The organism is Ehrlichia ruminantium str. Welgevonden (assembly GCF_000026005.1).
Classification (GTDB): Bacteria; Pseudomonadota; Alphaproteobacteria; order Rickettsiales; family Anaplasmataceae; genus Ehrlichia; species Ehrlichia ruminantium.
The window spans coordinates 280,997-306,671 of sequence record NC_005295.2 but is presented as its reverse complement, the minus strand read 5'-3'; the positions used below and the strand labels follow the sequence as shown (position 1 = coordinate 306,671).

At 30.9% G+C, this 25,675-nt stretch carries 14 protein-coding genes, 2 tRNA genes and 1 pseudogene; 2 read left to right on the top strand and 15 right to left on the bottom strand.

Features of this window, described 5'->3' with window-relative positions:
- Positions 1-258: 258 nt before the first annotated feature.
- Positions 259-4,848, bottom strand: a complete 4,590-nt coding sequence (locus tag ERUM_RS00970) for a hypothetical protein (RefSeq protein WP_011154861.1) — start codon at positions 4,846-4,848, stop codon at positions 259-261.
- A 1,080-nt stretch (positions 4,849-5,928) separates the two neighbouring features.
- Here ERUM_RS00970 and ERUM_RS00965 point away from each other — a divergent pair.
- Positions 5,929-6,591 (top strand): ribonuclease HII, encoded by a 663-nt coding sequence (locus tag ERUM_RS00965; protein WP_011255348.1) that lies wholly within the window; start codon positions 5,929-5,931, stop codon positions 6,589-6,591.
- 118 nt (positions 6,592-6,709) lie between these two features.
- Positions 6,710-6,799, top strand: a pseudogene (gene rnhB / locus ERUM_RS04990) (ribonuclease HII); the annotation flags it as partial.
- A 1,015-nt stretch (positions 6,800-7,814) separates the two neighbouring features.
- Here rnhB and ERUM_RS00960 read toward each other — a convergent pair.
- The 14 genes from ERUM_RS00960 to fusA all read right to left on the bottom strand — a co-directional run bounded on the left by ERUM_RS00960 (position 7,815) and on the right by fusA (position 25,669).
- Positions 7,815-8,231, bottom strand: a complete 417-nt coding sequence (locus ERUM_RS00960; protein WP_231837230.1) for a YqaA family protein — start codon at positions 8,229-8,231, stop codon at positions 7,815-7,817.
- Between the two features lie 28 nt (positions 8,232-8,259).
- Positions 8,260-8,333: transfer RNA gene (locus tag ERUM_RS00955), tRNA-Arg, on the bottom strand.
- Positions 8,334-8,695: 362 nt separating this feature from the next.
- Positions 8,696-9,799 (bottom strand): aminotransferase class I/II-fold pyridoxal phosphate-dependent enzyme, encoded by a 1,104-nt coding sequence (locus ERUM_RS00950; protein ID WP_011154858.1) that lies wholly within the window; start codon positions 9,797-9,799, stop codon positions 8,696-8,698.
- 1,230 nt (positions 9,800-11,029) lie between these two features.
- Positions 11,030-15,265, bottom strand: a complete 4,236-nt coding sequence (gene rpoC / locus ERUM_RS00945) for a DNA-directed RNA polymerase subunit beta' (protein WP_011154857.1) — start codon at positions 15,263-15,265, stop codon at positions 11,030-11,032.
- Between the two features lie 19 nt (positions 15,266-15,284).
- The gene (gene rpoB / locus ERUM_RS00940; RefSeq protein ID WP_011154856.1) at positions 15,285-19,427 is read right to left on the bottom strand and encodes a DNA-directed RNA polymerase subunit beta; all 4,143 of its coding nucleotides are present in this window, start codon (positions 19,425-19,427) and stop codon (positions 15,285-15,287) included.
- Between the two features lie 47 nt (positions 19,428-19,474).
- A complete protein-coding gene (gene rplL / locus ERUM_RS00935) occupies positions 19,475-19,870 on the bottom strand; it encodes a 50S ribosomal protein L7/L12 (RefSeq protein ID WP_011154855.1) in 396 nt (131 codons plus the stop codon).
- Positions 19,871-19,905: 35 nt separating this feature from the next.
- A complete protein-coding gene (gene rplJ / locus ERUM_RS00930; protein ID WP_011154854.1) occupies positions 19,906-20,388 on the bottom strand; it encodes a 50S ribosomal protein L10 in 483 nt (160 codons plus the stop codon).
- A 17-nt stretch (positions 20,389-20,405) separates the two neighbouring features.
- Positions 20,406-21,068, bottom strand: coding sequence for a 50S ribosomal protein L1 (rplA, locus tag ERUM_RS00925; protein WP_011154853.1), 663 nt, complete (start codon positions 21,066-21,068; stop codon positions 20,406-20,408).
- 17 nt (positions 21,069-21,085) lie between these two features.
- Complete coding sequence (gene rplK, locus ERUM_RS00920) at positions 21,086-21,529, bottom strand: 50S ribosomal protein L11 (protein ID WP_011154852.1); 444 nt, start codon at positions 21,527-21,529, stop codon at positions 21,086-21,088.
- A 3-nt stretch (positions 21,530-21,532) separates the two neighbouring features.
- A complete protein-coding gene (gene nusG, locus ERUM_RS00915) occupies positions 21,533-22,072 on the bottom strand; it encodes a transcription termination/antitermination protein NusG (RefSeq protein WP_011154851.1) in 540 nt (179 codons plus the stop codon).
- Positions 22,062-22,259 carry a preprotein translocase subunit SecE gene (gene secE / locus ERUM_RS00910; RefSeq protein WP_044148607.1) on the bottom strand — a complete coding sequence of 66 codons (198 nt, stop codon included), beginning with the start codon at positions 22,257-22,259 and terminating at the stop codon, positions 22,062-22,064. The genes nusG and secE overlap by 11 nt, the downstream gene beginning before the upstream one ends.
- 36 nt (positions 22,260-22,295) lie before the next feature.
- Positions 22,296-22,372 (bottom strand) — tRNA-Trp (locus tag ERUM_RS00905).
- Between the two features lie 22 nt (positions 22,373-22,394).
- Entirely contained in the window at positions 22,395-23,582 is a 1,188-nt protein-coding gene (gene tuf, locus ERUM_RS00900; protein WP_011154850.1) for an elongation factor Tu, read from the bottom strand.
- A gap of 17 nt (positions 23,583-23,599) precedes the next feature.
- On the bottom strand, positions 23,600-25,669 hold the full coding sequence (gene fusA, locus ERUM_RS00895) for an elongation factor G (protein WP_011154849.1): 2,070 nt from the start codon (positions 25,667-25,669) through the stop codon (positions 23,600-23,602).
- Positions 25,670-25,675: the final 6 nt, after the last annotated feature.

Here is a 25,675-nt window from a genome sequence, read left to right as displayed (position 1 = left end):
CATGAATATTAGACATGCTTGCTAGGAATTAGTAAAACATAGAATATGATCACATAAAAACCAACCAAGCATAATTTCAAAACTTTTGACACATTCTACTATTACTATAGTAATAATCTTCATTCTACACGTATATATATTTTATTTATTAGCATTAAATAATACTTGAGAAGTTAATTCGACAGATTTATAACATTTCATAATCATCACATATTAAGTAATTAAAAGAATAGTTATATATTCCCATAAAAATACACCTCATTTATGAGCACAATTGAAAATAGCACTTTCAGAATCTACAGGATTTACAACTACACCTTCTACAGTATTATTAACATGCTGTAACTCCATTGCTAAAGGATCCACTACTTCACCAGTAACATTCATCTTAATCAAATTTTTTAGTTCTGAGAGTTCAAATCTCCAAAACTTACTTGATAAAGAAAAAACCTCACAATCTCTACACCTATCATTTAATCTAAATTCTTTACCTTTTCTAACATAAAATTTAGAACCAAAAGCAAACATACACTTAACTTTAAGATTACAATCAACAAATACATTTTTTATGTTATTCAACTTTAACCATAAAACATTATTAGCCTTACAAGAGAAATATAAATATATACCACCATCACTAAATATAGAACCCATAAACATATCACTTTTTATTATCATTTCAGTATCTTGCGCACTAATATTCCCACAAACATTATTTCCATAGATTTCTATGCTACCATTCGTACATAATATACTTGCATATTTATCTACATCACCTTGAATCATCACTCCTGTTAGATCAGACTTACACACACTTTTACATATAATACTCCCATAAACTGGACCATAAATTTCTATTAAGCCATCAGCTGATATGAGACGACCTTTAACAGTACCATATACCTTAATATTTTGACAATCTATTTGTAATCCCTTTGGAATATCACCTTTTATTACGATATCCTTATAAGACATTATATGTAATATAACACCATCAGGTATAGATGAAAGATGTTTTCCAGAAATGACTAATCTACCTTGTACCAAAAATAAACTAAGATCTTCTTCAGTTATACATTCAATGTCAAACACACTAAATAATTCTCTCAATTTAATAACCAACTCTTCATTAATAGTAGACATATGTTTTCTGGCTTCACGTCTTACATGATCCTTACTAACAGAAAAAGATATACCATCTATCTTTCCTTTATGCACTAAACTATGTAGAGGTCTTACCTGAGAATCTATCCAACTTAAATCATGCAAGCTTTTAATATATAAACTTGAAATCTTAGCATTAGGAATTGAAATAATAGTTTTGTAATATGCACAACATGGCCTGATATCATTGATAATCATGGCTTCACATTTTTCAAAATCTGAAGATCTGATTATACATGACATAATCCAATTAAAAAATATGTAGTTGCCTTGTAAAGATAGATGATCAGTCAACCTGCCAATACCATAAACTGTATTATGTAGTTGCATTACTAAATCTTGCACAAATTTTCCTAGCTCTTCATCTTTAGAAACTTTATTTCTATGAAAGAAACTATTTGATATTTTAAATATAGAAGAAGAATTTTTTTCAGAATGTTTAGATGTAATGTCACATGCATGTGAACCTAAATTCTTACCTACTCCTTCACTAACATTACCATCAACAACCACTTCACTTCCAATAGTTTCTATTGAATCTTGTTTATTATCCAATGTAACAACTGATGAAAAACTTCTATTTTTTCCCATCATAGATGAAAATGATGATAATCTTGCTACTGTTTTTGTTAATACAAAACCTTGGTAAGGGAATGAACTAATACTTTTTGATTTAGTAGTTGATTTATCATGATCAGTAACACTTTGCATAGATAATTCGGTATTACATATAGCACTCGTTGATGGCATATTCTTATCATCACAATATTCAATAGGAGATACAACTTCTAAATGTAGGCCAGTATCATCACACTTACTCGATTCCGTAATATTCCTATTAATTACCCCAAATGTGTTACCTGTTCTTTTATACGGTAAAGTATTACTACGATAACATTTATCATGATCAAAACTAATATCTTGTTCCAAAACTTTAGACAATTCAGTCATAGATGAATTGTTTTTTACAGGACCTAATATCTCATCTGAAGAAACACAATCCATATCCTTAGATAATTTTACATCTTTACTAGTAGATTCGGGTCCTTGTTCCCCACAAATATATTGTTTATTCTTTAGAACATAATCTATAAATACCTGTAACAAGTAAACTATTTGAACATTATGAGAATCATCATATCTAACAAATATACCATTTTTATCTTTCACTACAACATCATGAAGTTCATTACTTAAACTAGAGTCAATATCAGATACTGATATACTAGGAAATATTTTTAGTAACATATTTCGACCTATTTCTGCCACTAATATTTTAATAAGCTGGTCTTTACTACCAACATTAGAAATCAAACGGTTTAATAATTCTTCTCTATTTTCTTTATGCAACATACATTGTATAACAAGAAAATTACATACTCCCATCGATATTCTACCAACAGAAAGGTTAAAAACACTTTTAGAATCTTCACTTTTCTTCCTAATAAAATCTTGAGGATCATCTGCTTTTGAAGCTACTAGACAAGAACTTGTACAAGCAGTATCTGTTAAGTTAGTACTAATTTCTTCATCATTACAACAAGGTTCACGATGAGAATCATACGATACACTATTACTATCTGTAGCAACTTTAGATACACACTTCTTAAAAGATTCTACATTATCATCTGTACTCGCAGCCAAATTGTCCAAAGTATTTGGTAATACTAAAGTATTTATATCAGAAAATAATATATTATTTGGCCTGCTCTCAGTCTTAGTAGAGGTTTTACCACTATTAACACGCCTAATAACATCTTTTGCACCATTACATAACTCTACAGCACTATCATCGGAAGCCGAACTAATAACACCATCATATTTTACAACTTTTTTAGCTTTATCGGTTTTTACATTAACGCATGATTTTAATTCTACATTATCAGATCCACTTTTTTCATAAATAGATTCATAATTTTGCGTACTTTCTGTACTACAAATCTCTTTTGATAAAGTTGGAACAATAGTAGATTCTTCTTCATCAATAAAAACTATTGTATCATCATCAATATTATTTAAATTACCTAAAGTAACAAGAGATTTTACAGTACTTATACTTTCTATTGTACCAACCATAACATCATTTATATTAGTATCATCAGTTAATGTCTGACCTTTATCTACTAATATAGGATCTACTGTTTCATTACTTTCAGAAGATGGTATAGTAACAATGTTACCTACAGACTTTACATCCTGAATAACAGGTTGTAAATTTTTAGTGTAATTATTATTGATATAGAATATAAAAGACCGCAATGTAGGATATAATCTATAATCTAAACTTTTATTTAATAACTGGCGTTTTGCCGTACAAAGATTAGTAGACCTTATATTATTAGACTGATATGCAAATGTCTTAGGAAATATTTCAATTAATTTATCCATATCAACCTCTGTAGATAGTATTCTAAGTAATTGATCTTTACTACCTACTTCTAAAATTAAGGTTCTTATTAATGCTTCTTTACCAGCATCTGATGCTATACTATTCCAAATATAAAACTCATTAATTTTACTCGCAGTATCAGGAGAAAACGGGTCAAACGTATCAGAACCTCTAACACTATTTCCATTTACATGCTCTTCATTACTCTGAGGAATATTCTCTTGTGCAAAAACACAACACTTATCAGTACTATCTTCTTCAGCAATCATAGATAGAGTACAAACACCACTAAAACTATTAGATGATTTTAGCATAGCTCTCTTTTTTTTACCTCTAACACGATTTAATGTAAATGCCCTACCAAACTTTTCTACACTATCATGAAAAGGTAGATTAGCCCTTCCTGTAGCCTGATTTGAACCCCTATTTAATACTGTAACATTTAATTGATTACTCAATTCTGCTAACATTATACATAACCTACTCATCAGAGTTATGACCTTATTCACTTCCAAATCCAGCCTAAATAACCTTACTAGAATCACAGGACGATTCATCATATTTTCTTTTTTTGCTTTATTCCTTCTACTAGATGTATAATTAAATATATGTAACAAGCTTCCTATAATAACCTGTACCTTACCTACCAAGTCAGTAACAACTCTTCTCTGTCTTACAACAAATACAAGCTCACTGTTCTTCTTGTTTACCACATATTCTTTAGTAGAAGTGACAACTTGCTTCTCTATTATACTACTATTCCCTTGAGTTGATGTAGAAGGAACACCAAGATCAATTATATTCTTCTGAATTGCTGGAGTAGTATCAACACTAATACCTTGCTTACTTGTGACTATTGTTTTGTTTTCTTCTTGAGATGAGACACCCCTTAAATTTATCATACGATCTACACATGTAGTACAAAATACATCCCTTTGATTTACAATCACTTCATTAGATAGTATACTAAGTGATGTAACCTGACATCCAATAGACAGATCCAACACACTCTGAATATAATTTACTCCATCCAAGATATCCTTAATACAGGACAAACATACTACATTAAAAAAAGTTCCTTTGTAATCATCATTTTTGTCAAATTGTTTAGAAATAATATGGTATATTACTATGTATATTTTTCTTAACTTTTCATTTAATTTTGCAATAACTTCTTTATTAGAATCTAAACTACTAGTATTACTTTGTACAGTATATTCTACTACTTTACTATATTGCTCAGAACGTCTTTTACTAGAATTAGAACATTTCTTAACCTGAAATTTATTGAGCATGATAATATACCTAAATTTATAAATATTTTTCTTAACTTTATATAGTCTTAGTATTAATATATAAAAATAACTACAGTATATGCTAATATTGGCATATACTACATCTATGGGAGTAAATACTAAGATGCATGTTATGTAACGAGGATTACAGAATAAAAGTTAAGTAGTAATAGTAAGTATAGCATACCTCACCACTAGAATTTCTAGCACAAAAATTTACCAAAATTACTTTAATATTTGACAAATACAGTATTATACTATTTAATCTTATACTATTACTGAGTTTTTTGATTCTTAACTAATGTTTTTAATAAATTAATATATAAATAAAGCTAACCTGTAATTCTATCATTTAATTTACAATAAATAATCCCTGCTTACGTTAATTTAAAAAACATTGTTGTAAACCCCCTACATAAACAACCCATATTACTATTAACACTATCTAAGTAATCTGTTAATCACTGCAGATTCAACTAACAATTCTGTTCACAAAAACTACGCAACAGCACTAATTGCAAAAAAAACAAAATTTACCTGATAGAGTTAAAACATACGTACTTACCTAATAAACCTATCACCACAGACTTGCATAATACAAAAAGAATATCTTCACTATTACAACATTATTAACATTCCCTACCTCGTATAAAATAACTTCATCTTCAATCCTTAATAAATATTAATTTTTTTATTATTTATACCAATTTAATATATAAACATTTACAATATATGTAAGAAAAATAATAAGTCAATATAAAAAATTAATATAATAAATAAATTTTTTAATAAATAATATATAATATCAATTACTATAATTTAACATTTTTTATGCCAAACAGTTGAGTAATATGTAACACAGATTTAGGAAATTAAGCATAAATCAAATAGTTCCGCTTAGTAGTATAAAATAAATAATCTTGACTATATTATTCATTTATCCACATATAAAAGTTACAAATAATATCAAATGCTAATTCGATAACAATATATGTAGGCATACATATATCACTTGATATTACTTGATCAATGATATTACATTATATAATGATGTTTAGCCTTACAAAGATATGCATATAGATGCATAATTACTTAGATAATATTATGCCAGATTTTTCTATAGAAAATGAAATATTAAAATTAAAAAATAATAAAGAGTGTATAATTGTGGGAGTTGACGAAGTAGGATATGGTTCATTAGCTGGTCCTGTAGTATCAGCAGCAGTTTTTTTCCCAAACTATAATAATGAGACAACACAAGATATTAACGATTCAAAAAAACTAACACCAAAAACACGACAAAAAATCTATAACAAAATTATTACAAGAGTAAAATGGAGTATAGGATTTGCACATATATTTGAAATAGATGAGTATAACATATTAAATGCTACACATATTGCAATGAAACGAGCACTTACAGGTCTAAATGCTCACATAGATATAGATTACGTCATAATAGATGGCAACAAAATACCAAACATACCCTGGAATGCACAAGCAATAATAGGAGGTGATACTATCAGTACATCAATTGCCGCAGCATCTATAATAGCAAAAGTTACACGAGATAGACTTATGGAAACACTTCATATACAGTACCCACAATATAATTGGAACAAAAACAAAGGGTACGGTACTAAAGACCATATAACATCTCTATACAAATATGGAAAAACTATACATCACAGAAATACATTTACTCCAATATCAAAAATTAGTTATATGTTCAAAAACTCATAATTTTATACAAAACTAACTAAACACAATTGAAATTTTAGAAATACATACCATTAAATGACTTATTTCTTACTACAATAATCAATATAATTAAGGTTATATCGAATGAAATATTACATAGTCTTCCTATTACAAATACGGAAAAATTATACATAACAGAAATACATTTACTCCAATATCAAAAATTAGTTATATGTTCAAAAACTCATAATTTTATACAAAACTAACTAAACACAATTGAAATTTTAGAAACACATACCATTAAATGACTTATTTCTCACTACAATAATCAACATAATTAAGGTTATATTGAATAAAATATTACATAGTATTCCTATTACAAATACGGAAAAATTATACATAACAGAAATACATTTACTCCAATATCAAAAATTAGTTATATGTTCAAAAACTCATAACTTTATACAAAACTAACTAAACACAATTGAAATTTTAGAAATACATACCATTAAATGACTTATTTCTCACTACAATAATCAACATAATTAAGGTTATATCGAATGAAATATTACATAGTCTTCCTATTACAAATACGGAAAAATTATATATCACAGAAATACATTTACTCCAATATTAAAAATTAGTTATATGTTCAAAACTCATAATTCTATATAAAAGCACTTAAACACAATTGAAACTTTTGAGAAAGATACATTTTCAATGGATAATTTTTATTACTATAACCAATATATTAGCCTATAAATAAGGCCTACCCAAGTATTAGTATATAAATTGCCATACATTATATCATAGAAACAACATACTAAAAAACCCACTTTTTAAACGCATCTTAGAAATAGTTAATTTTTCATCTGACAACTAGTATTTTTAAGGCTATTTAAAAATTATAAAAGACTAATAATATGGGATTATACATGATCAATATAATATGGAGGTACACATTTATAAATAAGTTTTAAAAAATTATTAATTCTTTGTTATAACACTAATATAATTACATATTATAAAATCAAGTTCCAAAAGACTAGCCACATAGAATTATAATATTTATATAATAAGAAAATATAAAAACATTTTTAATACAATATAAAGGTCATTTACCCAATTATCAAATAAAGTTAAGTACTAAACCATAATTTACCATATTCTAATGGTAATCATATTAGAAATTGCTAATTTTTTATTACAACCAATATCTTAACTAGATATCACAATGCTTCTTACAACACTAGCAATATCATAAATCATAATACTATTAAACAATAAACAAAATATCCTAAATAAGACAAACAAGCCAATACACCTAGATTTACAACTCTGATTTTAAAATATCCAGATAATATATTAACAATAGCACCCCATACAGGAATCCATGAACATCCTAAAGATAACAACATTAAAGTTGTACGTATATAACGACCTAACTTCCCATAATCATCCTGTGTCTTATGATATTCCATACGTGCAAAAATTATCATCCTTCCAAGCAGCCAATTAACAATGCTACCAACTACTGCCCCTAAAGTAGCAACTAATAACATTAAACTATAACTATAACCTCCAAAATAACTCATTATCTTAAATATCAACACCTTATTTAATGGAAGCACAAGAGCAGCAACAAAGCTATCAACAAATAATAAGCTATAAATTTCTAGCATATATAAATACATCCTATCTATATTTTAATGGGACCGGTGCGATTTGAACGCACGACCTCCAGATTAGGAATCTAATGCTCTATCCTACTGAGCTACGGCCCCAATATAAGATCTAATCATATCTATTATCTATATAATGTAAAATAAATTTTCAAACTTATATAACACTATATATAAATACATTCTGTTTAAAAACAGAACATATCTTATGCACTAATCAATACTGTAGAGTACAATAACATAATACCAATAATCAAAATTATTTATTTAGAATAAATATCAAATAAATAAACTTTATTACAATATATATAATTTCTCCCCATCGATAAGATATAAGATAAATAACTACATATTATTAAAAGAGATAAAAGAAAACACAATAATAACTAAAAAATCACCTTTTTTTAAACCCATAATATTATAAAAAAAGTACTACTTAATAATGCTTTAACACATAAGATAAGCTATACTATTTCTTTTTGTTTAAGAACTTTACATAATCTTTTTACATCAGACAACTTATGAGATGCATTAAATACAAACCTCAATCTTGGCGTAGGAGAAGTAGGAGGACGTATTGCAATAACTAAAAATCCTTCTTCCTTAAGAATTTTTTGTGCATGCAAAACAGTAGTTACATCTTTCATAATTATCGGAACTATATGACTATTAGGTTCAGGAAAATCTAAATTATTACAGAAAAACCTCGCTAATTTAATAGGAATATCTATAACAGATTCACCTATAATGTCCAATGCAGAATTTGCAGCTGCAATTATCATTGGTGGTAATGCTGTTGTATATATAAAAGTCCTTGCTTTATTCTGTATATATTTTATCACAATTTCAGATGCACATACATATCCACCTAAAACACCAACTGCTTTAGATAAAGTACCAATATATATATCAGCATCACAATGCATCATTAATCCAAAACTATGTGCGCAATCTATAACAAGCCACGCATCATATTTTTCTGCCAACATTTTTAATTGTTTAGTAGGTGCTATATCACCATCCATACTGTATACTTGCTCAACAATAATCAAACAACGCCTATGTAAATTTCTATATTTTTTTAAAATATATTCACAATCTAGATAATCATTATGTTTAAATCTATAGTTTTTAGCTTGAGAAAGTTTGATTCCATCAATAATTGAAGAATGCACCAACTTATCAGAAATTATCATATCATGTCTATTCACTAAAGCAGAAATTATTCCTATGTTAGTCAAATAACCACTACTAAATACCAATGCCTTTTCTTTATCATATAATTTAGCTAACTTAGATTCTAAAGAATAATATAGAAGATTATCACCAGTAACCATTCTAGAAGCTCCAGCTCCCACACCATAAAGATTTATTGCATCTATAGCTGACTTTTTTAATAGAGGATGACCTATTAGCCCAAGATAATTATTACATGAAAAAGAGATTAGCTTTTTACCATCATGATAAACCATATATCCAGCATCATATCTAGTAACTTTAGGTAGCTCTCTATATATATCACTATATCTTAATTCGATCAGTTCTTTATCTAATACTTGATCTAACATAGTATCTTAACACTTAGTTTTATAATAACCTACTATACTTTACAGTTATTGAATATCATAACATTTTACACACTAGTATATATACAATATAAACTTAGATATGTATTCAAGATTACGATAAACACAAAAAAATTTCGTATAAAAAAACACATCAGATATACTAATATAAAAACTACACCCATTTACTGTCACAATAGCCAAACATACAGTTTGATAATAAACATTTACTCTGCAATATAATAGGAGGAATATTCGACACTACAAATAAGTCTATACACCAAATGATTGACGTATACATATGAATATCATAACATTTTACACACTAGTATATATACAATATAAACTTAGATATGTATTCAAGATTACGATAAACACAAAAAAATTTCGTATAAAAAAAACACATCAGATATACTAATATAAAAACTACACCCATTTACTGTCACAATAGCCAAACACATAGTTTGACAATAAACATTTACCTTGCAATATAATATGAAGAATATTCGACACTACAAATAAATCTATACACCAAATGATTGACGTATACTTATGAATATCATAACATTTTACACACTAGTATATATACAATATAAACTTAGATATGTATTCAAAATTACAATAAACACAAAAAAATTTTGTATAAAAAAAAACACATCAGATATACTAATATAAAAACTACACCCATTTACTGTCACAATAGCCAAACACATAGTTTGACAATAAACATTTACCTTGCAATATAATATGAAGAATATTCGACACTACAAATAAGTCTATACATAAACATAGATTATTTAAATACTACCAAATATTATTATACCTTAGAAAATCAAAACATAGGTTATAACAACTCATATAAAAGGCTTAATACATCAGCATACACTTTCAATTTGAAATAAACACTATATTCCTGTAACAAGTCTATCTATTTTGAAATATCTAAATCTCTAAAAGTTTGTATAGTAGTAATATAATAAACATCTTTGCTCATATACCTTAGCACAAGCATATTAGAAAATCAAAAATTGTAAACCCTATACAAAATTAGCTATATTTTTAGTACAATGTAACTATCAATGTAAAATATTACAGAGGTAGAATATACACAAACAAAACGGTAGAGGCCTTTAAAGTTAACAGGCTAATAAAAATTCACCAATATAAACAAAGCTAAAACACATACACGAACTTTAACTACATTCTAAATAAGATAAGACTACAACCTATGCATTAGTAATCAACAGCACCACTAGTGTCAGATACTCCTTGACTAGGAGAAACACTACATGCATGACCAGCTTCAATAGATGCTAGATCTTGATATTCACTATTATAATACATAGAGTAATCATCCTTATTTAGTAAAGATAACTTCTTGATTTTATTCATTAAAAATCCAGTTCCTGCTGGTATTAGTCTACCTACAATCACATTTTCTTTTAATCCATATAAAGAGTCTTCTTTACCAGAAAATGCTGCTTCTGTTAATACTTTTGTAGTCTCCTGAAATGAAGCTGCAGAAACAAATGAGTTAGTATCAAGACTTGCTCTAGTAATACCTTGTAATATTGGTATGTACTTAGCAGGTGATTTACCAATTTTTTCCATATTACTATTGGTTTTCAGAACTTCCTCTACATCTACATTTTCCCCTACTAGATACATAGTATCTCCTGGTTCAAATATTTCAACTTTTTGCAACATTTGTCTGAGAATCACTTCTATGTGTTTATTATCAATACGCACACCCTGCAATCTATAAACTTGCTGAATTTCGGCAATCATATAATTTGCTAATGCTTCTACTCCCAATACACGTAATATATCATGAGGATCAGGATCTCCATCCATCAATAAATCACCTTTATGTACAAAATCACCTTCATTGACAATAGTATGCTTACCCTTAGGTACTAAATATTCTACAGGAGACAATTTATCATCTACCGGCTTAATAAATATACGTCTCTTAGATCTATAATAATCCTTTCCAAATTCAACATAACCATCAATATCACTTACTATAGCATGCTCTTTTGGACGACGCGCTTCAAATAACTCAATTACACGTGGTAACCCACCTGTAATATCCCTAGTTTTGATGGACTCCCTTGGAATCCTGGTTATTACATCACCAGCGTGAACTTTCTGACCATCTTGTACACTCAACACCGCTCCTATCGGAATAAAATAATTAGCCTCTAACCCACTAGATAATGTTATAATATCACCATTATCATTAACTAAAACCAATCTAGGCCTTAAATTAGCACCTTGTAAATGCAATTTCCAGTCAACCACTACTCTATTAGAAATACCAGTAGATTCATCTAATACTTCATTAATTGATACACCATCTATTAAATCCATATACTTAATTATACCAGTTTTTTCAGTAATAATAGGCATTGTATAAGGATCCCAGTCAGCAATCTTCTCAGTAATCTTAACAAGTTGACCATCATTTACATAGAGCCTAGCACCATAAGGAACACTATGACGCATCTTCTCATTTCCAACACTATCAAGTAAGACTACATCACAAGACCTACTCATAACAATCTTATTGCCATACTTATCTTCAACAACATTGCTATTCACTAATTTAACCTTAGCATCCAACATTGCTATTAAATTAGAAGTTTCAACACCTCTCATAGCAGTACCTCCAACGTGGAAAGTACGCATAGTTAACTGAGTACCAGGTTCACCAACAGATTGTGCAGCAATTACTCCAACAGCCTCACCTATAGATACAACATCACCAATAGCAAGATCTCTACCATAACATAATGCACAAATACCTTTTTTAGCCTCACAAGTAAGAGGAGACCTTACTTTTACTGCATCTAATCCTGCTATTCTAATTTTTTCTACTTTAGCCTCATCTATAAGCTCTCCAGCATTGACAAGTAATTCCTTAGTTATAGGATTATAGATATCAACAGCAGCAACCCTTCCTAGGATAATGTTGTCTAAAGTTTCAACAACAGTACCACCATCAATAACAGACCTCATAGCAAATCCATTATGTGTCTTACAATCATACTCAACAACTATACAGTCCTGAGCAACATCAACAAGCCTACGAGTCAAGTACCCAGAGTTTGCTGTTTTTAAAGCAGTATCTGCTAAACCTTTTCTTGCACCATGTGTTGAATTGAAGTACTCAAATACATTCAATCCTTCACGGAAATTAGATATTATAGGAGTTTCAATAATCTCACCTGAAGGCTTTGCCATTAATCCTCTCATCCCAGCTAATTGCTTCATTTGAGATGCAGATCCTCTAGCACCAGAATGAGCCATCATATAGATAGAATTTAACTTACTTTCTTCATCATATACAGAAATTGCCTTCATCATATCCTTAGCAATAAGATCAGTACACTTAGACCATTCATCTATTACTTTGTTATATCTTTCACTCTTTGTAATTAAACCATCCTGATATTGTACAGCAAACTCTTTAATTTTCTCACTTGCATTATCTACATGCATTGTTTTCGTATCTGGGATAATCATATCCATACGCCCAAATGAAATACCAGATTGAGAAGCATACCTAAATCCAAGTGACATCAATTTATCTGAGAACTCAACAGTTTCACTCTGACCACAACTTCTATATACTAAATCAACTATAGCAGTAATTTCCTTTACAGTTAACACTTGGTTCACTAAATCAAAAGTTAAATTCTTATGTTCTGGAAATATTTGCCACAACATTAACCGACCAGGAGTAGTTTCTACAATTTTAGAATAATATGTAGGACCATTACCATCTGATGAATCAGTACAATAATTCATCTTATATTTAATTTTACTACATATATGTATATCCTTATTATGCAATGCATATTCTACATGGCTAAAGTCACCAAAGAACAAGATTTCTTCAGGCTCAACATAATCCTGTAAAGTTAAATAATATATACCAAGTATTATATCTTTAGAAGGCACAATTATTGGCTTACCATTAGAAGGACTCAAAATATTATTAGTAGACATCATCAATATTCTAGCTTCAAGCTGTGCTTCAAGTGATAATGGTATATGAACGGCCATCTGATCACCATCAAAGTCAGCATTAAAAGCACTACATACTAAAGGATGTAATTGTATTGCTTTACCTTCTATTAGTACTGGATCAAATGCCTGTATACCCAACCTATGCAAAGTAGGAGCTCTGTTTAATAATATAGGATGCTCATGTATAACCTCATCCAAAATATCCCAAACTTCTGGTTTTTCATTTTGTATCATCTTATTTGCTAACTTTACTGTTGGGACAATACCGTACATTTTCAATTTAGAACAAATAAACGGCTTAAATAGTTCCAAAGCCATTTTCTTAGGTAAACCACACTGATGCAACTTTAAATTAGGCCCAACAACTATTACTGATCTACCAGAATAATCTACTCTTTTTCCTAATAAATTCTGCCTAAAACGCCCTTGCTTACCTTTAAGCATATCACTTAATGACTTTTTATAACCTACACTACCAGCTTTATTAGAAACATAACTACGACGTGTACTATCAAACAGAGCATCAACCGCTTCTTGTAGCATTCTTTTTTCATTACGTATCATAATTGCAGGAGGATTAAGCTTTAACAATTTACCTAATCTATTATTACGATTAATAATAGTCCTATAATGATGATTCAAATCAGAAACTGCAGGCCTACCATTTTCCAAAGAAACAAGCGGTCTCAAATCAGGAGGTAAAATAGGAATAACTGTTAATATCATCCACTCTGGCTTATTACCAGAATTAATAAAATTTTCTACAATACGTAATCTTTTAACTATTTTCTTTCTCTTCATCTCTGAAGTTGTAGATTCCAACTCACTCCTAAGGTTTGCATTAATTGCATGCAAATCCAACCTTACTAGCAACTCTCTAATAGCTTCAGCTCCAGTCAACGCAATAAAACTATCTTCTCCATAATTATCTTTAGCTTGATTATAAGCACTCTCACTAATAACCTCACCTTTAGACAATGGAGTAGCAATAGGATCAATAACTACAAAATCACCACTGTATAAAATACTTTCTATTAACTTAAGTGGCATATCAAGCAAAGCCCCTATACGTGATGGCAGAGATTTCAGAAACCAAACATGAGCAACAGGAGATACAAGTTCTATATGCCCCATTCTTTCCCTACGCACTTTTGATGAAGTTACTTCAACACCACACTTTTCACAGATTACACCTCTATAACGTTTTTTTCTATACTTACCACATAAACATTCATCATCGTTAACTGGTCCAAATATTTTAGGACAAAACAATCCACCTTTTTCCACCTTAAATGTACGATAATTAGTGGTAGAAATATCCTTAATCTCACCATATGACATTGCTCGAATACTTTCAGGACTAGCTATGGATATACAAATCTTATCAAATGACTGTGCAATGCTAGTATAGCCATATAAATCCAACATCTTCATATACTACTACCCTTAATTATCAATTGTTAATCTTTCTATCATGCAAGAAATCTTTATCCTGCTTTAAAGCAACATCCAAACACAATGAACGTAATTCTTTTACCATCACATTAAATGATTCTGGTATACCACACTCAAAATTACTATCACCCTTAATGATAGACTCATAAATTTTAACTCTTCCAACAATATCATCAGATTTTACTGTCAACATTTCTTGTAAAGTATAAGCAGCACCATAAGCTTGCAATGCCCAACACTCCATCTCCCCAAAACGTTGACCACCAAAATGAGATTTCCCTCCTAATGGTTGTTGAGTTACTAATCCATATGGACCTACAGATCTTGCATGTATCTTATCATCAACTAAGTGATGCAACTTCAGCATATATATATATCCAACAGTTACTTTACGATCAAATTTCTCACCTATACGCCCATCATAAAGATCCACTTGACCAGAAACATCCAGATCAGCTAATTTCAATAAGTTAGAAATTTGATTATCTTTTGGCCCTTCAAATACTGGTGCTGCCATTGGTACACCATCACGTAACCTCTCAGCAAAAGCTAATAAATCATCATCACTCATAGAGCGGATACTATATTTCAAATCCTGTCCATCATATACTTGATCTAAGAAATTTCGAAGATGAGCAATTGTTAATTCATCAATATTATCTAATATATTACCTATCTTCTTACCTAAATTAACAGATGCCCACCCTAAATGAGTTTCTAAAATTTGTCCAACATTCATACGAGAAGGGACACCTAAAGAATTAAGTATAATATCAACAGGAGTACCATCTTCTAAATATGGCATATCTTCAACAGGTACAATACGAGAAATAACCCCCTTATTCCCATGTCTACCTGCCATCTTATCACCAGGTTGCAGGTTATGTTTAACTGCAACAAAAACCTTTACTATACATAAAACACCTTGAGGAAGATCATAACCATAATTAAGTTTATCTATCTTTTGATCAAACTTACTATGAGCATTTTCAATCATTGAATCAAATTTTTCTTTTAAATCACTAATTTGGGACAACACAGACTCATCAGATAATTTGATATCCCACCAACTCTTCTGTGGAATAGATTTTAAATAATCTTCTATATTTTGATTATTATATTCCGTATTAGTATTTACCAAAACTCTTTTTAGCTCATCATAAAAGTACTCACTTACAACATCAATTTCATAATCTCTTTCTTTGATAAACCCATTAATTTCATTTTGCTTAATCAAAAGAGATCTATCATTTTCTTCAACACCACGACGTACAAACACATGTACATCAACTACTGTTCCCTCAACATCAATTGGTAAATATAAAGATGAATCTACACAATCAAATACTTTTTCACCAAATATAGTAACCAACAATTTTGTTTCTGGAGGTAGAGAGACTGGAGGTCTAGGAGTTACTTTCCCTACTAAAATATCACCCGCAGAAACTTCAGCACCAACATTTACAATACCAACATCATCCAAATGAGACAAACTATCCTCATTAACATCAGGAATAGATCTCATAATCTTTTCTGGGCCAAGTGCAGTATCTCTTACTACACATTCAAATTCCTCTATATGTATCGAGGTAAATACATCCTTTTTTACAACTTCACTTGAAATAACTATTGAATCCTCAAAGTTATACCCTTGCCATGACATAAAGGCAACTAACACATTTTTCCCTAAAGCAAGCTCTCCTTGATCAATAGCAGATCCATCAGCAATTACATCATTCTCCCTTACATAATCCCCAGGTTTTACTAATGGTTTTTGATTAATACAAGTATTATGGTTAGAACGTTGAAACTTTCTTAAATTATAAATATCAACACCTAAATACTCATTTTTTTCCTTATCAAACGCACGAATAACTATATATAAACCATCCACACGATGAACTATACCACTACGTTTTGCTAAAACAACAGTACCTGAACCAGCAGCAACTATTGATTCCATTCCCGTACCCACCAAGGGTGCATCTGCCTTTAACAACGGTACTGCCTGACGTTGCATATTAGATCCCATCAAAGCACGATTTGCGTCATTATTTTCCAAGAAAGGAATTAAAGACGCAGCCACAGATACAATTTGCTTTGGTGACACATCTATATAGTCAACTTGCTCCCTTTTAACCATAACAAAGTTGCCATCATGTCTACAATATAACATATCATCAACAAACCTGTTATTCTCATCAAGAGTAGCACTCGCATCAGCAATATAATAATTACTTTCTTGCATAGCTAACAAGTACTCAACTTTATCAGTAACAACACCATTATCTACTTTCCTATATGGACTCTCAATAAACCCATGTTTATTAATACGAGCATATATAGCTAAACTACTTATTAACCCAATATTTTGACCTTCTGGAGTTTCAATTGGACAAATTCTACCATAATGAGTTGGATGAACATCTCTAACCTCAAAACCAGCTCTTTCTCTTGTTAAACCACCTGGCCCAAGTGCAGATAATCTACGTTTATGTGTAACTTCAGATAATGGATTTGTTTGATCCATAAATTGAGAAAGCTGAGAAGAACTAAAGAAATCTTTTAACACTGTCGCTAATACTTTAGGATTGACAAAATCACATGGCATCGCATTATCAAAATTTACAGAAGACATATAATCCATTATCATCCTTTCAAGTCTTAATATACCGATCCTAAATTGATTTTCAATAAACTCACCAACAGATCTTACTCTTCTATTACCAAGATGATCTATATCATCAACAAAACCTTCCCCATCTCTTAGCAATACTAACTTTTTTATAACATGAATTATATCATCTTTAGTCAACACAGTAACATCTTCACTAATATCTAATCCAAGATGATCATTTAATTTGATTCTTCCAACAGTAGATAAATCATACCTTTCCTTTTCAAAAAACAGTCCATCAAAAAATGCTTTCATTGTATCTAAGCTAGGCGATTCACCAGAACGTAAGACCTTATATATTTCAAAAAGAGCATCCTCATACGATATATTCTTATCTAAAAATAAAGTATTTAATATATATGGACCAACTGTTAGGAAATCTATATTCAAAATAAAAATTTCATTAATATCAAACAATTTCAACTTATTTATATGCTCACTAGTAATACTTTCACCCGCACACATAATCATTACATTACTAGCAGGATCTACTAAATCATTAGCAATAAATAATCCTTGAATCTCAGCAAATGGAACTAAATATTTCTTTAATCCATCACTAGCTAATTTTTTTGCCAGCCTTAAGGTAATTCTCGTATTAGCCTTCACTAACACATTCCCATCTATATCAACCAAATCGTAAGATAACCTAACTCCTCTAAATCTATCTACAACAAATGGTACTACCCATCCATTTTCACACCTCTCATAACGTATTTTATCGTAAAAAGTGTCTAAAATTTCACTATTAGATAAACCTAAAGCTCTCAATAACAAAGAAACTGGCAACTTTCTTTTTCTATCGATACGGAAATATAATATATCTTTTATATCAAACTCAAAATCTAGCCAGGATCCCCTATAAGGAATAATACGAGCTAAGTAAATCAATTTCCCAGAACTGTAAGTTTTTCCCTTATCACTATCAAAAAACACACCAGGAGAACGGTGCATCTGTGATACTATTACTCTCTCTACTCCATTAATAATAAATGTCCCATAAGAAGTCATAGTAGGAAGATCACCTATAGAAACTTCCTGTTCTTTTATATATTTAATACTCTTTTCTGAAGTTTCTTCATCAACTACATATTTTACTTCTTTAAAAGATACCTCCTGAACTTTCCACACTATAAAACGCAACACTATACGTATAGGTACAGAATAAGTAATACCTCTTTTTATACACTCATATTCATCATATTGTGGCTCACCAATACTATAACTAACAAATTGGAGTACAGCACGTCCTAACAGATCTTGTATAGGAAACATAGATTGAAAAATATTTTTTATACCACTATCAACATCCTGATCTATACCAATAAACGCATTATATGAATCTCTCTGTATTTTTATTAAATCAGTCAATGAATCTTTAATATCTATAGACTTTGCATAAGATAACCTAGGCACTGAACTAAAAGAATTTAATACATATTTAGAAGTTACAGAAGAAGACATTAAAATTCCTCAAGATTAATAAATTACAAACAAAGATATAAAACTCCCTACTTAATTGTTACTTTTGCACCAGCATCCTCAAGCTTTTTCTTGATTTCCTCAGCTTCTTCTTTCTTATATTTCTTTCCTTCTACCAACTCTTTCGCACCTTCCTTTTCAACAAATTCTTTTGCTTCTTTTAAACCTAAGCTAGTACATTCTCTAACAGCCTTAATAACAGCAATTTTCTTATCAGCTACATAACTATCAAAAATTACAGAAAACTCTGTTTTTTCTTCTACAGCACTTTCAGCTTGACTACCACCTGTAGCTGGAACTGCAGTTAACAATCCACCTTTTGGAAAACCTAACTTTTGCTCCATCTTATCTACTAGTTCCGCTGCTCTACATAAATCTAAACTACAAATTTGATCCACTAAACTATCTATATCAATATTACTCATAATAATTAACCCCAATCATAAAATAACAAACTTAATTACTCTCTTGCACCAAGAGCTTTTAAACATAACGCTAACCTTACAGGAATATTATAAGATACCATACTTATAATCTGTGCATGTAACTCCCTCAAAGATGGCAAGCTAGCAAAATATAAAACCTTCTCATTACTTAATATTTCATCACCATCACATGCACATAATAAACTAACCTTGCTTTTATTATTTTTCATAAATTTTGCAAGAATTTTTGAAATAACTATTATATCATCTGAATAGGCTATAAAAACAGACCCATGAAACTTAGTAGATAATTCTTCCTTACCTATTTTCTTTAAGGCAATACGAGAAAGACTATTTTTGGTCACCATTAAACCACTATTAGCCATTTTTAATTCTTTCCTCAAAGAAAAAAAATCATTAGCTACCATACCTTGAAAATTAGCTACTATAAAATACTTAAATTTTACAAATAACCCCTCAATTTTGCTAAGATGCAATTCCTTACTACTACGCTTCACTACTTTTACTCCGATAATTAATTATTTAAGCTTTCTACTTTAACAGATTTCCCCATAGTTGAAACAATGAAGACATCCTTAAAATATACACCCTTAACAGATGCAGGTTTAGATTGTTTAATAGCACCAATTACTGCATTAAAATTTTGTAATAAATCTTCTATAGAAAATTTAACATTCCCAATTTTTGCATGAACAATCCCTGCTTTATCAGATTTAAATCTAATCTGACCAGATTTTATCACTTTAATAGCCTTAGAAAGTTCAAAAGTTACTGTATTAAACTTAGGATTTGGCATTAATCCTCTTGGTCCTAAAATCTTAGCAATAGAAGAGACAGAAGACATAAAATCTGGTGTAGTAAGACACCAATCCACATCTAACTTACACTTCTTTCTCTTGATTTCTTCAATTAACTCCTCATCACCTACAATATCAGCCATAGCTTCTTTCGCTGCATCTAAATGTCCACCCTTAGCAAACACTGCAACTTTAACTTCTCTACCTAATCCTTTTGGTAATACAACAGCACCTCTAACCTGCTCATCAGATTTTGAACTATTAATATTAAGATTAATTGCAACATCTACAGATTCACAAAAATTAGCTTTAGCAGACTCTATAACCTTCTTAAAACCTGATACAATATCATAAACTTCATCATTTGCCAATAAACTCATATAACCCCAATTAATACTTAATCCTTCTCTACAATAATACCCATAGAAGACGCTGTACCAATCACCATCTTAACTGCAGCATCTACTGTATCAGCATTCATATCAGACATCTTACGTTTTGCTATTTCATAAATAGCTGACATTTTAACTTTCCCCACACTGTCTTTCCCTGGATTGACTGAGCCTTTGTCAACTGCAGCAGCTTTTTTTAATAAATAAGGTACAGGAGAATCACTAATTGTAAAACTATAAGACTTATCATTATAAATCGATATCCTAGCAGTAACCACATCGCCAACTTTATATTGATTACCTGCACTACTTGTAATATCATTAAACTCCTTACAAAACTTAGGCATTGGTATACCACGAGGACCCAATACAGAAGCAATTTTAGGTCCAGGATTAGCCTTGCCAGCTTCTATCATTAAATTTATTTTAGATACTAAAACAGCACTCATCGTTTATCCCTCTACTTTCTGTATATGCTCTAATTTAAACTCTATTTTAGTTAATCTACCAAATATCATAACACTAACCCCTGCAATTTTCTTGTCTTCATTAATATACTCAACTTTACCATTAAAGTCCTGAAACAACCCATCATTTATAACAACCTCATCACCAATGTCAAAATTCACAACATTAGTATCATCTACTACACTTTGACACATTTTCTTGCGCATAGACTCCATTTCACTATCTGAAATAACCTTAGGTGTCCCAAAATCATTATTTAAAAAATTTAATACTTTAGGTATGCTTCTAACAAAGTTTATTGAATCTTCATTTAAATTCATATGTAAAAAAACATAGCCAGGTGACAACTTTCTTTTTACTAATACTTTCTTATTATGCTTTATGCGAGTCACTTCCTCATATGGAACAAATACTTCATGAAAACTTTCTGCCATGCCTAATACTTTAGAACTATCTAAGATAGTTTGACAAACCTTATCTTCACTTCCAGACGATACCTGAATAATATACCATTCATACTTCATAAATTACTCCAAGTACTATCTTTATTAACCTCAAAAACAAAAAATCCACACAGCAAAATAAAATAGACATAAAAATAATTATTAATACTACTATAAACAAAAACCCAATAACTTCATTTTTAGAAGCCCATGAGACGTGCAAAGCTTCTTGTTTTACACTTAATAAAAATTTAGCAATACTATTCATTATAAAAATCACCTACACATAACACCATTAAAACTATGGCAGGAGTGATAGGACTTGAACCTATAACCGCCAGTTTTGGAGACTGGTGCTCTACCAAATTGAGCTACACTCCTATACAAGACTAACGTACATTGATTACTCCAAAATTTCAGTAATAATACCAGAACCAATAGTTCTACCACCTTCACGAATTGCAAATCTTAACCCTTTATCAATCGCAACTGGCTTATCTAAATTCACTTCGATACTTATATTATCTCCAGGCATTACCATCTCTACCCCATCAGGTAATTTTATATTACCTGTTACATCAGTTGTCCTAACATAAAATTGTGGCTGATAATTTGAAAAAAATGGAGTGTGCCTTCCACCCTCCTCTTTCTTTAATACATATACCTCTGCCTTGAACCCCTTATATGAATGTATCTGTCCAGGTGCACTTAATACCTGTCCCCTCTCTACATCCTCTTTCTTTATACCTCTTAACAATATCCCAGCATTATCCCCCGCCTCACCAGCATCCAAAGCCTTATGAAACATTTCTACACCTGTACATACTGTACTTTGTATATCTCTTAATCCTACTATATCTATCTTGTCCCCTACCTTTATTACTCCTCTCTCTATCCTTCCTGTTACTACTGTCCCTCTCCCGGGTATTGAAAATACATCCTCTATAGACATCAAAAATGGCTTGTCTTTCTCTCTTATTGGTAAATCTATCTTCTCTAAAGCATTCATCAATTCCATTATCTTCTCGCTCCAGACACCATCAGCCGATTCTTCTTCTAATGCCTTGACTGCAGATCCTTTCACTACATCTATATCATCACCAGGATATCCATACTTTGTTAATAACTCTCTTATCTCCATCTCAACTAACGATAGCATCTCTTCATCATCTACTACATCACACTTATTCATCCATACTACTATGTCCTTTACCCCTACCTGCTTCGCTAGCAAAATATGCTCCCTTGTCTGTGGCATCGCACCATCAGTAGCAGATACTACTAATATCGCAGCATCCATTTGAGCTGCCCCTGTGATCATATTCTTTATATAATCAGCATGCCCCGGACAATCTACATGCGCATAATGCCTATTCTCTGTCTCATACTCTACATGTGCTGTTGAAATGGTAATCCCTCTCGCTTTCTCTTCCGGTGCTTTATCTATCTCATCATACTTGACACTCTTATTCCCTTCACCACTTAATCTCTTCGCTAATACTGTCGTTAATGCAGCAGTTAATGTTGTCTTACCATGATCAACATGTCCTATCGTTCCAACATTTATATGCGGCTTCCTTCCATCTACCATAATATTACACCCATTATTTACTTCTTTATTTCACTTGCCAATATATTATCAGGTACCTGCTCATAACAAGAAAAATACATGCTATATTGAGCTCTACCTTGAGACATAGATCGCAAATCTTTAACATAACCAAACATTTTCGCTAGAGGAATAAACGCTAATATCACTTTAGTATTGTTGCGATCTTGCATCTCAGCAACTCTACCTCTTCTGCTATTAACATCACCTATAACATCCCCCATATACTCATCAGGAGTAACTATTTCAACTTTCATGATAGGTTCAAGTAATATAGCACCAGCTTTATTTACCATATCTCTAAAAGCACCTTTTGCAGCTAATTCAAATGCTAAAGGGCTAGAATCCACTTCATGAAATGCACCATCAAATAATGTGGCCTTAAAATCAATAACAGGAAACCCTGCTAGCATACCACTACCCCTAATAGCTTCTAAACCATTCTGAACTCCTGGAATATATTCCTTAGGTATAGCACCACCAGTAATTTTACTCTCAAACTGAAAACCAGAACCAGGAGGTAATGGTTCAAACAATATATTAACTTTAGCAAACTGTCCAGCACCACCTGTTTGCTTTTTATGAATATATTCAATCTCTACAGACTTAGTAATAGTTTCCCTATATGCAACCTGAGGAGCACCGATATTAGCTTCAACGTTAAATTCACGCCGCATCCTATCTACAATTACTTCAAGATGCAATTCACCCATTCCCTTAAGAATAGTTTGACCACTTTCAGGATTAACACACATACCAAGTGAAGGATCCTCAGACACCAACCTACTTAAAGCTATCCCCATTTTTTCCTGATCTGCTGTAGATTTGGGTTCTACTGCAATTTCCATAACAGGATCAGGAAACTCCATACGCTCTAGTACTACAGGATAATCTAAAGCACATAATGTATCACCTGTTACCGTTTTCTTTAATCCAGCCAAAGCAACAATATCACCTGCTTTAGCTTCAGTTATATCTTCTCTATTATTTGCATGCATTAATAAAATTCTACCTATAGATTCAGTAGAATTTTTTACAGCATTTAATACTGTAGTCTTACTAGATAATTTTCCAGAATAAATCCTTATAAAAGTTAGACTACCTACAAACTTATCAGTCATAACTTTAAAAGCTAATGCAACAAATTTCTCATTAACAGACGACTTTATACTCACAGGATTAGAAGTTTTAACATCAATCCCTTCAATCATAGCAACATCATTGGGTGCAGGCAAAAAATCAACCACAGCATCTAACAAAGGTTGTACCCCTCTATTCTTAAAAGCAGATCCACATAATACAGGTACAAACTTTGACTGAATAACACCTAAACGAATACAATTTTTCAATAAAGAGACAGGTACTTCCTTACCTTCAAAATACAAATTCATTGCATCATCATTCAACTCAACAGCACTTTCCAAAAGCTTATGTCTATACTCATGAGCTATATCAATCATATCTCCTGGAATTTCTCCATAATGAAAACTTGCACCAAGAGATTCTTCATCCCATATAATAGAACGCATTTCTAAAAGATCAACAACTCCTACAAAATCTTTTTCAATCCCTATAGGTAATTGCAACACCAAAGGCGTAGCACCCAATCGATCAATTACCATGTCAACACAACGGTAAAAATTTGCTCCCATTCTGTCCATTTTATTCATAAAACAAATTCTAGGAACATTATATTTATCAGCTTGACGCCACACTGTTTCTGATTGCGGCTCAACACCAGCTACACCATCAAACACAGCAACTGCACCATCCAAAACTCGCAAAGATCTTTCTACTTCTATTGTAAAATCAACGTGCCCTGGCGTATCAATAATGTTAATCCTATGATCGTTCCAAAAACATGTAGTTGCAGCAGAAGTTATTGTAATACCTCTTTCCTTTTCTTGTTCCATCCAATCCATAGATGCTGCACCCTCATGGACTTCACCAATTCTATTCTGCTTACCAGTATAAAAAAGTATACGTTCAGTAGTAGTAGTCTTTCCAGCATCTATATGCGCCATAATCCCTATATTTCTACACTTAGATAATTCATTATCTATGCTCACTAACTT